Source organism: Williamsoniiplasma luminosum (genome assembly GCF_002803985.1).
Lineage (GTDB): Bacteria > Bacillota_I > Bacilli_A > Mycoplasmatales > Mycoplasmataceae > Williamsoniiplasma > Williamsoniiplasma luminosum.
In genome coordinates this window covers 129,681-142,012 of sequence record NZ_CP024963.1, presented here as the reverse complement: position 1 = coordinate 142,012, position 12,332 = coordinate 129,681, and the positions used below count along the sequence as shown (strand labels likewise).

Below are 12,332 nucleotides of genomic sequence, written 5' to 3'. Positions count from 1 at the left end.
TATAATTAAAGTATAAGAATTCATTACGGTAATGAGTTTGGAAATAAATAAACAAATAATCACATAATAATTTCAAAAAACTTAATAAAATCCAACCCTTATTCGATTAGGTTTTTTGAAATACAAGAAAGGAAATTTATGAAATTAGCAATTTTACTCACAACGGGATTGTTAAGTACAAGCCCTATAATAACGATCATGCCAAACATGATTAAAAATGTTCAAACAAAGCTAGACAATTATGATTTTGAAAATTTAATCATGATTTTGCAAAAACAAATTAATCCAAAAAATGAAGAACAAATAAAGAGCATTTTTTTAAATGCTTTGATAACCAAAAATGGTCTCTTGTCATTAAATAAAGAAAAAATTAAAGAAATAAAAAATCCAGCAATCGAAAAAATATTTTTAGATTCAAAATTTAAAACAATTTTGAATCAAGCATATATGTCGAAAATAATCACTTTTCAAAATAATAAATTTGCATTTCAGTCTTCACAACAATTAACAAGTACGCCCGGGTTTTGACTAGAAACATATTGATATTGATTTGGTTATGCAAAATTACATTTCGGTGATGAACTCGTCGAAAAACTTATTAAAGCATATCCACGTGATGCGGAAGAATTTCAAGGAGCAATAGAATACTTGGTTCCAGAACTATCGTATTTTCACTTGATGACAGGTGCAATGGGAAAAATTTTGGAACGAAACGGTGGGGTTCCTTACATACAAAAACTCAACTGTGATCACACCGGAATTTGGTTCAGCACATGAGTATATTTAGATGCATATGGACCTTGAGCAGAATGGGGTGAACCTAAATAAACGTTAAGTTATAACTAACTTAAAAGAACTATATTTGATTAAGTTTTTTAAATATAAAGAAAGGAAAATTATGAAATTCACAATTTTATTCACAACTGGATTGCTATGTGCAACTCCAGTGACAACCACAATGCCCAACATTGTGCAAAAAAACAATCTAAACAAAAACCAAAATGAGCAATTAACAGATAATCCCGGATTTTGACTAGAAACATATTGATATTGATTTGGTTATGCTAAATTGCATTTAGGTCAAATTCTAACAACAGCCATAGCTGTAGAATTTAAGCATGTTGAAACTTTTAATCAAGCAACTGCTGTGATCAACGAATTAATCCCAGAATTGCAACATGTTTCATTTATGGATATTACTCAAATGATGGGAAGAACGTTGTTGTTGAAAGGGGGAACTCAATATATAATGGATTTGGATTCAAATCATAAAGGTATTTGATTTAGCACATATGCATTTTTTAACATTTATGGACCTTGAGCTCAATAAAGATATTTTTAGCACTTCGCAATTTTTAAACAACACCAAAATTTTGGTGTTGTTTTTAGTGAAATAATCAAAAAACATAAATTTTGCTTGAATAAATTCACATTAAATAAAAATTCATTTGTACTTGGGTATTTAATATCTTATTATTTAAACGGAATAAGGAGAAAAAAATGTCTTTTACAGAATTTAAACATCCATTAATTGTGGACAAACTAACAAGAATGAGGAAAGCTGACACTTCGACCAAAGATTTTCGTGAAAATCTAAATGAAATTGCTGGGTTGATGGTCTATGAAATTGCTCGTGATATCCCATTAAGTGAGATTAAAATCACCACACCAATGGGAGAAACCAAAGGTTTCACAATCGATGTGCCAGTGGTGATTGTTCCAATTTTAAGAGCTGGATTGGGAATGGTGAATGGAATTCAAGAACTAATTCCAACTGCTCGTGTAGCACATATTGGGTTATATCGTGATGAAGAAACATTACAAACTCACCAATATTTTGCTAAAACTACCAAAGATATTGCTGAAGCATACACCTTGATTGTTGATCCGATGTTAGCAACTGGGGGAAGTGCCATTACAGCAATTGATATTGTTAAAAAATGAGGAGCTAAAAAAATTAAATTTATTTGTTTAGTAGCAGCTCCTGAAGGAGTTAAAAATCTTCAAAAAGCGCATCCTGAAATTGAAATCTATGCAGCCGCATTAGATGAAAAACTTGACAGTAAAGGTTACATTGTTCCTGGCCTAGGAGACGCTGGTGACAGGATCTTCGGGACCAAATAGTTCCCATAAAGATTGAAAAAAATAGCATTTTGCTATTTTTTTCTTTGTTTTTTAAAACATAGGAGTATTATTATAATTAATGGAGTGAGTGTATATGAAAAGTGCCATTCATAAAATTAAAAATATAAAAATTAATAATAAGTGAAAAGTTATATCATATACCTCGCTTGTCGCATTGATTGCAATATTAACACTAGTTTTAGGTATCTTGGTTGGATTTAAAACTATTAGTTGAAATTGGATGACTGGCTTGGTATTAGGTTTTATTTTTTCTTTATTAGGAATTTATGTCGTTATTTTTGCAACCAAAACATTGGTGAAAAATGAAAACTATTTTTTATATTATTTCTTTTATGTTTTGCGAGTTGGAATCTATGCTACTCCATTAATCATGGGATTTTTAATTCCAAACCTCATTTTTAATTGAATTGGAATTTTACTTGGTTTAACGCCCGTGTTATTAATTCCATTATTTAAGAATGAAATTTTATAAGTAGAGAGGGAAATTGTGAATATAAATTTTTTAGCAACACTAGATTTAGCTGGTAGCTTATGAGAACCGCAAATGCAGTTGATTTCGATCCTATTAACAACAATTGTTGTTTGTAGTATTTCGATTGTTTTTAATGTGAAAATTCGAAATCAAAAAGTTGAAGAGCGCATGAGTGGATTTTTAGTTTTAATCGAAATGTTTATCACGTCGATTGAGAACATGGTTGTTTCGATTATGGGTAAAAAATATCGTAAGTTAACACCATACGCAATGTATTTAATTAGTTATATTGTGATTTCTTCGCTGACATCATTGTTAGGGATCGAATCAGCAATGACCTCTTATACCATTACTTTATCAATGGGGATTGTGACTTTCATCTTTATTTATTATTTTGGTTTTAAATATCAAAAATTTGCATATTTAAAGCGCTATATAAACCCAATTGAATTGTTTACACAATTCACTCCACTAATCTCGATATCGTTTCGTTTATTTGGTAACTTATTAGGTGGATCAATTATTATGGGATTGCTTTATGCCATGGGAATTGGGATGCAAGCCGGTTGAGGTGGTGGAAATATCGTTGAGATTTGAGATTCAACCAATCCAAATTATTGAAATGCACAATTGCAATACTTTTGATCAGGTTTCAACATCTTCACGACCTTGTTTACACCGTTTTGTCATTTATACTTTGATATGTTCGATTCGGTAATTCAAGCAGTGGTCTTTGCGATGTTGACGTTATCATATTGAGCCGAGGCAATGGGAGAAGAATCAGACACGATGGATGTCGAAAAAAATCTTCTTGAAACAGAAGAAAAATTATTACAAACAAAAGAAGAAAAAACACAAGTTGTGTTAATTTAAAAGGAGAAAAAAATGTTACTTACAGGAATTATGACAGACGTTTACGCAAGTTTATTTATGTCTGTTATGGCAATTATGCCAAATTTATTTGCAGAAGGTCAAGCAACAACCGATATTGGAATTGGTGTTGGATTGAAATATCTTGGAGCAGGAGTTGCTGCAATCGGAGTTCTTGGAGCAGGAATTGGTCAAGGAATTGTTGGTCAAGGTGCTTGTTTAGCAATTGGGCGTAACCCAGAAATGGCATCAAAAATTACATCAACAATGATTATTGCTGCAGGAATTGCTGAATCAGGGGCGATTTATGCTCTAGTTATTGCAGTCTTATTAGCATTCGTTGTTAATTAAAATTTAAATATTATAAAAAGGAGGAATTAAATGATGTTAGATATTTCATTTTTAGCAACAACACAAGGTGTTCCTGACGTTATTGGTTTGCTATTTCCGAATATTCCGAATTTGATTGCTCACATTCTTGCCTCAATTGTGATTATTTTAGTTTTATCTAAATTAATGTACAAACCATTTAGAAAAGCTGTTGATGCACGTAGAGCAAAAATTAACGAACTTTTAAATGAGGTTGTTGATAAACAAATTCAAGCAAATAAAGATCGAAAAGAAGCTGCAACAATTTTAAATGAAGCAAAATCTGAATCTTTAGTGATTGTGAAAAATGCGCGTTTGGATGCAAACTCGCAAAAAGCAGATATTTTAGAATCAGCAACAATCGAAGCAACTAATTTACAAAATCATGCCAAATCTTCAATTATTCAAGAAAGGGAAAAAGCCCAAGATCAAATCAAAAAATCAATTATTGAAACAGCAATGTTAGCAGCTTCTAAAATTTTAGAAGAAAACATTGATGAAGAAAAAAATAAACAAATTATTGATGATTTTATCAAGGACTTAATTTAAAATCATGATTTTAAAAGAAAGTGTGATCGAAAGTTGGGGCGATGCTTTAAAAAGAATCGCGATTGAAACAAAACAAATTGATCGCTTTGTAACTGAAGCAACCGTGATTATTGATGCACTAAAAGATAAAGAAGATTTTGTAAAAATATTAGCAATTCGAAGCCTTGGTTTTGAAGCAACCAAAAAAGAAATTATTGATCAAACCTTTACAAAAACTGGGGTCAATGAATACTTTATTAATGCTTTTAAAATATTATGTGATGAAAATACATTTAACTATGCTCGTGTCATCTTAAAAAACATGCGTAAAAAGTTACTTGATTTTCATAATATTATTTATGGTGTTGCATGGTCAACAAAACCACTAACTCAAACCCAAATGGATGCGATGCAAAGCAAACTAACCAAAAAATTTAACAAAGAAATACACTTAGTCAATAAAATTGACTTGAGCTTAATTGGTGGGGTAATGATCATCATTGCTAACCATGTCTTTGATGGATCAATTAAAGGTCAAATTGACCAACTACATAATCAAATATTGATTAAAAAATAGAACGAGAGGAGGAATCTTATGGCTTTAAATATTAAAGAAATTTCTGAAATTATTGAAATGCAAATCAAAAACTATGGCAAAAATGTTGTTGAATCTGAACAAGGGTCAATCGTTACAGTCGGTGATGGTGTGGCATTGATTTATGGTTTAGATAAAGCGATGATGGGTGAATTATTACTCTTCCCGCACAACGTTTATGGAATGGTTTTGAACTTAGAAGAAGGAGCGATTGGAGCTGTTATTTTAGGAGATGATTCTTTACTTAAAGAACGCGATATTGTTCGACGTACAGGAACAGTTGTAGAAACTCCAGTTGGAGATGCGATGATTGGAAGAGTTGTTAATGCTCTTGGGCAACCAATTGATGACAATGGTCCAATCAATACAACAAAAAGTTCTCCAGTTGAAAAAATTGCAACTGGAGTTATGGCTCGTCAATCTGTTGATCAACCACTAGAAACAGGGTTATTATCAATTGACGCAACCATCCCCATTGGTCGTGGTCAAAGAGAATTAATTATTGGAGATCGTCAAACAGGTAAAACCGCAATTGCCATTGATGCAATTATCAATCAAAAAGAAACTGGTGTGAAATGTATTTATGTTTCAATCGGACAAAAAGATTCAACCATTGCTCAAGTTGTTGAAAAATTAAAAAAACACGGGGCAATGACTTATACAACCATTGTTAATGCTGGAGCATCAGCAAGTGCACCATTGCAATACATTGCCCCATATACAGGGGTGACAATTGCTGAAGAATGAATGGAAAACGGTGATGATGTTTTAATTATTTATGATGACCTATCCAAACATGCGGTGGCATATCGTGAAATGTCATTGTTATTACGTCGTCCACCAGGTCGTGAAGCGTATCCAGGAGATGTCTTTTACCTTCACTCACGTTTATTAGAAAGAGCTGCGCGTTTAAATCAAGATTATGGTGGTGGTTCAATTACTGCTTTACCAATTATTGAAACCCAAGCCGGAGACATTTCTGCCTACATTCCAACCAATGTGATTTCAATCACTGATGGGCAAATTTTCTTATCAACAAACTTGTTCAATGCCGGAGTTAGACCCGCTGTTAACATCGGACTATCAGTTAGTCGAGTTGGTTCTTCTGCTCAAATTAAAGCAATTAAACAAGTTGCTGGAACTTTAAAATTAGAATTAGCTCAATATTATGAATTAGAATCATTTTCAAAATTTGGTTCAGATTTAGATGAAACAACTAAAGCGATTTTAGATCATGGTGCTCGAATTATTGAAATTTTGAAACAAAAACAAAACGAACCACTTGCTCAAGTTGATGAAGCGATTTTATTGTTAGCAATTAAAGCTAAATTAATTAAATGATTAAGTGTCAAAGAAATGCAAAATTTCAAAATTGAAATTTTGGCACACTTTAAAAAAGATGCCAAAGCATCTAAATTGAGAAACGCTTTAGAAATAAAAAAAGCTTTCGATGATCAATTAACAAGCCAAATCACCAAAGAAATTGAAAAAGTGATTGTCAAAATCACTAAATCAATTAAAGATTATCAACCAACCAACTATGGCACTCAGCAAGACTTCGCTGAGTTAGGAAAATAATGGCAAATTTAAGTGCGTTAAAGGGTGAAATCCAAGCAATTACTGACATTGGTAAAATTACTAATGCCATGCAATTAGTGGCCGCTGCTAAATTACGCCGTGTGGGTAAAAAAATTGTTGAAACTCACGAATATGTCGCTGAAGTTTATAGTGTTTTTAATGAAATCATTAAACAAACCCAAGACTCAATCTTTCTTTTAAAACCAGGACAAGAAATTAAAAAAACCTTATGGGTTGTGGTTAATTCTAATCTTGGATTAGCTGGGGGATACAATTCAAACGTCAATAAAATGGTCTTTCCAAAGTTAAAACCAAATGATGAAATTTTTGCGATTGGAAGTAAAGCAGTGTCGTTTTATAAAAACCGTAAAGTTAAAATTCGCGCATCTTTAACAAATGTGGATATCAATTTCACTAGCTTAGATGCGCAAAATTTGGGACAAAGAATTATGGAATACTACACCAATAATGAATTTGATCAAATTCAATTGGCGTATACCAAATTTGTGAATAATGCGACTTTCCAACCAACAACATTGGTTTTGTTCCCAATTGAAAAAGATGAAACAGTCAAAAAAACAATTCAAGCCGAAATTCAATTTGAACCATCGGCTGAATTAATTCTGGAAACAACAGTCAATTTATATTTAAATACAGTTTTATTTGGGACAATTATTGAATCCCAAGTTTCTGAACAAGCATCAAGAAGAATGGCGATGGAAAACGCAACCAAAAATGGTAATGGTTTAATCCATGATTTAAGTATTAAATATAACCGTGAACGACAAAGTGCAATTACTCAGGAAATCAATGAAATTGTCTCTGGGGCAAATGCTCAAAACGATAAATAGAAACAGGTGAAAATATGGCAAAAAATACAAAGAAAATTTCTGATGATTTAGTTCAAACAACTAAACCAACCAAAGAAATCAAGACAAAAGCATCAACTAAAAAAGATGTTGATCAAACAAAAACTAAAATTGTGCATAACAAACCTTCACTTGTTCAAAGTTTTGATCCAACCAAATACAAAACCAAAAGTGTTGGAAAAATAGTTCAAGTTTTAGGACCTGTTGTCGATGTTAAATTTGATGAAAATACCATTCCATCAATTTATGATGCACTTGTGGTTAACAACCACGGAATCGAATTGATTCTTGAAGTTGAACAACATATTGGAGATGAAATTATCAGAACCATTTCAATGGGTTCAACTGATGGTTTAATTCGTGGACAAGATGTCATCAACACAGGAAGTCCAATTATGGCCCCAGTTGGTAAAGAAGTTCTAGGAAGAATGTTCAATGTGACTGGTGATGCAATTGACAACAAAGGTCAATTTCAAGGTCAAAGAAAACCAATTCATCGTGATGCACCAGCATATGATGAATTGGTTACATCGGCTAAAATTTTAGAAACTGGAATTAAGGTTGTGGACCTAATTGTTCCATTTGCAAAAGGTGGAAAAATTGGTCTATTTGGTGGAGCTGGAGTTGGCAAAACAGTTTTAATTCAAGAGTTAATTAATAACATCGCCAAAGCTCACAGTGGAGTTTCTGTCTTTGCTGGAGTTGGTGAAAGAACTCGTGAAGGAAATGATTTATATCATGAATTCATTGAAGCGGGAGTTTTAGATAAAACTTCACTTGTCTTTGGACAAATGAACGAACCACCTGGTGCAAGAATGCGTGTGGCATTAACTGCATTAACAATTGCTGAATATTTCCGTGATGAAAATAACATGGATGTGCTATTGTTTATTGATAACATTTTTAGATTTACTCAAGCAGGATCAGAGGTATCTGCCTTATTAGGTCGTATGCCTTCAGCTGTTGGGTACCAACCAACATTATCAACAGAAATGGGTTCTTTACAAGAACGTATTACTTCAACTAAAAAAGGATCAATCACTTCAGTGCAAGCGGTTTATGTGCCAGCGGACGACTTAACAGATCCGGCCCCTGCCACAACTTTTACCCACTTAGATGGAAGAATTGTGCTTGACCGTGGAATTGCTTCACTTGGAATTTATCCAGCAGTTGATCCGTTAGCTTCATCATCAAGAATGCTTGATTCAACAATTGTTGGAGATGAACATTACAACGTGGCAATGGGTGTCCAAATCACCCTTCAAAAATACAAAGAATTACAATCAATCATTGCAATTTTGGGAATGGATGAATTAAGTGAAGAAGATAAACTAATCGTTAGTCGCGCGCGTAAAATTCGAAATTTCCTATCTCAACCATTCTTTGTTGGTGAAAAATTTACAGGACGACCAGGAGTTTTTGTTAAAGTTGGTGATACTATTCGCTCATTTAAAGCAATTTTAGATGGCGAATGTGATGAAATTCCTGAAATTCTATTTATGAATGCTGGAACCATTGATGACGTTCTCGAAACATTTGCCAAACAAGTTAAAACCAAATAAGGATTATCATGGGAATTAAATTAAAAATAGTGACCCCTGATGGGATCTTTATCAATGATAAAGAAGTTGATATTGTCAATGTCCAAACCATTGATGGGGATATGGGAATTATGCAAAACATTATCCCGATTGTTTCAGCTTTAAAAATTGGAATTCTTTCTTTTAAAGTCAAAGGTGTCCCAACATACATTCATGTACACCGTGGAATCATCAAAACTGATGGGATTCAATGCAAAATTATCACTGAACGATTATATTTAGTGGATGCCCAAAAAAACAGAATTGATACACCCAATCATCTTGATTAAAAAATGATAATCATGCCTAAACTTTTTAAAGATGTTTTTATATAATCAATTTAACTTAATCAATTGATTAAGGGAAACAGACAGAAATGAAAAGAGGAAGACACGTCTTCCTTTTTTTGATATCAATTTAATTCGTACTAGTTATTAGTAGTTTTGTTTTGAGACTGTTTCAATCAAACAGCATCAGCGTTTTTAAATTTCTTTGGTTCTTTAATTTCTTTTTTGTTGTCTTCAATTTTTTTCAGAGCATTCCCTGTGAATGCTCACATTTTTTGTTTCTTCAAAAAGCTTAAATAACCATATCAATTAACCCTTAAGGGTCTTAAATCAATGCGACCTAAATTTAAATTTCTTTGAATTGTTGCGATGCGTTTATTCAACATAATTTGTTCTTTGTTTTCAACTAATTTTTGTTGAATGTTGGGTGGGATTTGATCAATATTTTCATAAATATTTTCAATTGTCCCATATTGTTTTAAAAGGCTGACTGCAATATTGTAATGCAGACATTTAACCCCTTTAATGTTGTCTGATGAGTCTCCCATCAAACTTTTTAAATCTGGAACTTGAGTTGGTTCACAACCCATTTTTTCCACAACATCCCTAATTTCAATAAATTCTGGTTTTTCTTTTTTACTTGTTCTTGTGATAACCTTCGTGTTATCGCTTACTAATTGAAAGGTATCTTTATCATTTGAAAGAATGTGTACATTATAACCAAGTTTTGATGAAATGTTAGCAATTGTGCCCATTACATCATCACCTTCATATTGTTCTTTTTCATATCATGGAATTCTTGAAGCTGTTAGAAATTCTCTTATTATTTGCATTTGAGGGATCAACTCTTCTGGAGTATCTTTTCTTTTAGCTTTGTATTCAGGATATAAATCGCGTCTTCAGCAACCATGTCCCACGTCGAATGTGACAATTATTGTGTGGTAGATATCCATCTCGATAAAGTTATTAATTTTAGCGATGAATGTATAGATGGCATTAATTTGAATTCCATCTCTGTTAACGGCAAGTGTTTTACGTTTTAATGAACCATAAAATCCTTTATGTAATAAATGATAACCATCAATCAATAAGATCGTGCGTTTTTCATTTTCTATATTCATAGTATTCCTTACTTGTAGATTGTATCATTTAAAAAGTAGAAGTAAAAATATATGGATTAATTTATACATTTTTAAACCTAGAAAATTCCAATCTTTTTGATGGATAATTCTACCCTTATCCAAAGTTGAAATGATCGAAATTTTCCAAGTGCATCTTCTGAAAAACTAAATTTTTAAAATCTATTTTTTTCTTTCTTGATACACCTATATTTTAAAAATTTTCTTCAAATATTCAATCAAAAATCCATTTATTCTTTTTAAACTTATATATTGAGTTTTTTTAATACTTCAAAAAATACCAATCGATGCTTCACTTTCACGATTTGGAAATGATGCTAATATAAAATAAAAGTAAAAAGAGCAACAATGTTGCTCTTTAGATATGCGCCTACATTCCCAATAAAAGGGCCAGCATTATCTGTTTAAATTGTAGGTCGGTAATTTAATTATACAACAAAATTCAAATTTTTATATTTTTTTATTGTTATCTGTAGTGATTTCTTTTTCGGCACACCTATATTTTACAACAATGCTGTTGTGTGATAACGGTCTCTTGTTAAACAAATTGTTGAATCAAAAAGAAAAAAGCACTTACCACTCCGTAAGTACCCCAAAAATCATTTAAGATTTATTTTGATTTATTTATTGCATAAATATAATAACATATTTTTTTTATTCTAATTCAAAGTCAAAATTAACTTCATCATATTCAATTGCAGCTTCAATTAAATTTTCTAAATGTAATAATTTTTTATTTATTATTGTAGCTTCAATTTTGGATAGGTGGTTCAATTGTAAGGAATTGCCTTCGTTTAAAAAGAGATCTAAAATATCTCTTTTAATTTTTAAGGATAGAAATCTTCGAGAATTTTTGTCAGGGAAAGATGAAATAACTTTAGTTTTGGTGTTTCTTTGGAAATCCTCTTCTTTATTCCCAACTCGTATGAATGTGTTTTTATGTAAGATATTTTTTAGTTCATTATAATCGTTTAGTTTTAACCATGAATTATTTGGTTCATTATGATTGATCTTGCTTGTTGCCTTATAATACAAAGGTATTTGATTAATCTCATTTTCATTTGCATCAATTAATTTTAAAACAATTATTTTAGGCAGACATTTCTTTTTCTCTGTATGATCGCAAGAAGAATTAGAAAAGACACAATTACCATGATTCGACAAAAAATATAATTCTAAATTAACAAAATTATCCATATATCATTTCCATTTCTTTTTTTCTTTCTTCGTCAATGATTTCATCAAATAAGTTTATTTCTTTATTCATTTTTGCAGTGATTCAACTCTTATATTTATGAGTGTAATTTGAAAGATTCAAAACAGTTTTTTCTTCAAAAATAATTTCAACACTTGCTTTAATTATTTCTAATTGGAATTTAGATGTGAAGATATCAAATGTTTCGAAATTATTATTCCATTCAACAATCGCTTTGGGTTCAGTGATTCCAACCATCTTTACATTGAAAGGAAATGTATTGCAATTTTTGTTGCATTTTATAATTTCTTTTAGAAAATCGTCAAATTTAGATGGAACTGGTCCATTTTCCATTTTTATCAACTTTTGACCAGTAAAAAAGTTTCCAGCTTCTTTTACGTATTCTAGTTCCAATATTGAAATAAATTTCAATAGATGAGTTTTGTAAACAGTAAAATTATTTTCTTTAGCCATAATAAAAAACTGATTTATTGCAAATCATAACTTTTCTATGTCGTGTGTTTCCAATTCAAAAAAAGAATTAAATTCTTCTCTTTCTGAAATGATATTTTTGATATATTCTACATTCATAATAAACCTCATTTACGTTATTAATTATATAATATAGTATAAAAAAACATTGGCTTTTACACCAACATTTAGCCTAAACGGTCTCGTACTTAGATTATATTCTAACTCAAAATC

Annotated in this window: 15 protein-coding genes; 12 read left to right on the top strand and 3 right to left on the bottom strand. The window is 31.3% G+C overall.

Annotated features, from left to right (window positions below; genetic code table 4):
* Window positions 1-138 precede the first annotated feature (138 nt).
* The 12 genes from ELUMI_RS00580 (at window position 139) to ELUMI_RS00525 (ending at window position 9,296) form a co-directional block, all read left to right on the top strand.
* Entirely contained in the window at window positions 139-828 is a 690-nt protein-coding gene (locus tag ELUMI_RS00580; protein WP_025734425.1) for a hypothetical protein, read from the top strand.
* A 70-nt stretch (window positions 829-898) separates the two neighbouring features.
* Window positions 899-1,330, top strand: coding sequence for a hypothetical protein (locus ELUMI_RS00575; RefSeq protein WP_025734426.1), 432 nt, complete (start codon window positions 899-901; stop codon window positions 1,328-1,330).
* 170 nt (window positions 1,331-1,500) lie between these two features.
* The gene (upp, locus tag ELUMI_RS00570) at window positions 1,501-2,124 is read left to right on the top strand and encodes a uracil phosphoribosyltransferase (RefSeq protein WP_025734427.1); all 624 of its coding nucleotides are present in this window, start codon (window positions 1,501-1,503) and stop codon (window positions 2,122-2,124) included.
* 94 nt (window positions 2,125-2,218) lie between these two features.
* The gene (locus tag ELUMI_RS00565; protein WP_025734428.1) at window positions 2,219-2,617 is read left to right on the top strand and encodes an MG406 family protein; all 399 of its coding nucleotides are present in this window, start codon (window positions 2,219-2,221) and stop codon (window positions 2,615-2,617) included.
* Between the two features lie 15 nt (window positions 2,618-2,632).
* The gene (locus ELUMI_RS00560; protein WP_025734429.1) at window positions 2,633-3,490 is read left to right on the top strand and encodes a F0F1 ATP synthase subunit A; all 858 of its coding nucleotides are present in this window, start codon (window positions 2,633-2,635) and stop codon (window positions 3,488-3,490) included.
* Between the two features lie 75 nt (window positions 3,491-3,565).
* Window positions 3,566-3,838 carry an ATP synthase subunit c family protein gene (locus ELUMI_RS00555; RefSeq protein WP_345938792.1) on the top strand — a complete coding sequence of 91 codons (273 nt, stop codon included), beginning with the start codon at window positions 3,566-3,568 and terminating at the stop codon, window positions 3,836-3,838.
* Between the two features lie 30 nt (window positions 3,839-3,868).
* Window positions 3,869-4,405, top strand: a complete 537-nt coding sequence (atpF, locus tag ELUMI_RS00550) for a F0F1 ATP synthase subunit B (protein ID WP_100618526.1) — start codon at window positions 3,869-3,871, stop codon at window positions 4,403-4,405.
* 4 nt (window positions 4,406-4,409) lie between these two features.
* Entirely contained in the window at window positions 4,410-4,961 is a 552-nt protein-coding gene (locus tag ELUMI_RS00545; protein WP_025734432.1) for a F0F1 ATP synthase subunit delta, read from the top strand.
* 18 nt (window positions 4,962-4,979) lie between these two features.
* Entirely contained in the window at window positions 4,980-6,557 is a 1,578-nt protein-coding gene (gene atpA / locus ELUMI_RS00540) for a F0F1 ATP synthase subunit alpha (protein ID WP_025734433.1), read from the top strand.
* A complete protein-coding gene (gene atpG, locus ELUMI_RS00535) occupies window positions 6,557-7,408 on the top strand; it encodes an ATP synthase F1 subunit gamma (RefSeq protein WP_025734434.1) in 852 nt (283 codons plus the stop codon). The genes atpA and atpG overlap by 1 nt, the downstream gene beginning before the upstream one ends.
* 14 nt (window positions 7,409-7,422) lie before the next feature.
* On the top strand, window positions 7,423-8,988 hold the full coding sequence (gene atpD / locus ELUMI_RS00530; RefSeq protein WP_084040347.1) for a F0F1 ATP synthase subunit beta: 1,566 nt from the start codon (window positions 7,423-7,425) through the stop codon (window positions 8,986-8,988).
* 8 nt (window positions 8,989-8,996) lie between these two features.
* Entirely contained in the window at window positions 8,997-9,296 is a 300-nt protein-coding gene (locus ELUMI_RS00525) for a FoF1 ATP synthase subunit delta/epsilon (RefSeq protein ID WP_025734436.1), read from the top strand.
* 137 nt (window positions 9,297-9,433) lie between these two features.
* Here ELUMI_RS00525 and ELUMI_RS00520 read toward each other — a convergent pair whose 3' ends face one another.
* The 3 genes from ELUMI_RS00520 to ELUMI_RS00510 form a co-directional block, all read right to left on the bottom strand.
* Window positions 9,434-10,414 carry a 5'-3' exonuclease gene (locus ELUMI_RS00520; RefSeq protein ID WP_025734437.1) on the bottom strand — a complete coding sequence of 327 codons (981 nt, stop codon included), beginning with the start codon at window positions 10,412-10,414 and terminating at the stop codon, window positions 9,434-9,436.
* A gap of 672 nt (window positions 10,415-11,086) precedes the next feature.
* Window positions 11,087-11,629, bottom strand: a complete 543-nt coding sequence (locus ELUMI_RS00515; protein ID WP_025734438.1) for a hypothetical protein — start codon at window positions 11,627-11,629, stop codon at window positions 11,087-11,089.
* Window positions 11,622-12,101 carry a type II toxin-antitoxin system antitoxin SocA domain-containing protein gene (locus ELUMI_RS00510; protein ID WP_198514019.1) on the bottom strand — a complete coding sequence of 160 codons (480 nt, stop codon included), beginning with the start codon at window positions 12,099-12,101 and terminating at the stop codon, window positions 11,622-11,624. Before ELUMI_RS00510 ends, ELUMI_RS00515 begins: the two co-directional genes overlap by 8 nt.
* Window positions 12,102-12,332: the final 231 nt, after the last annotated feature.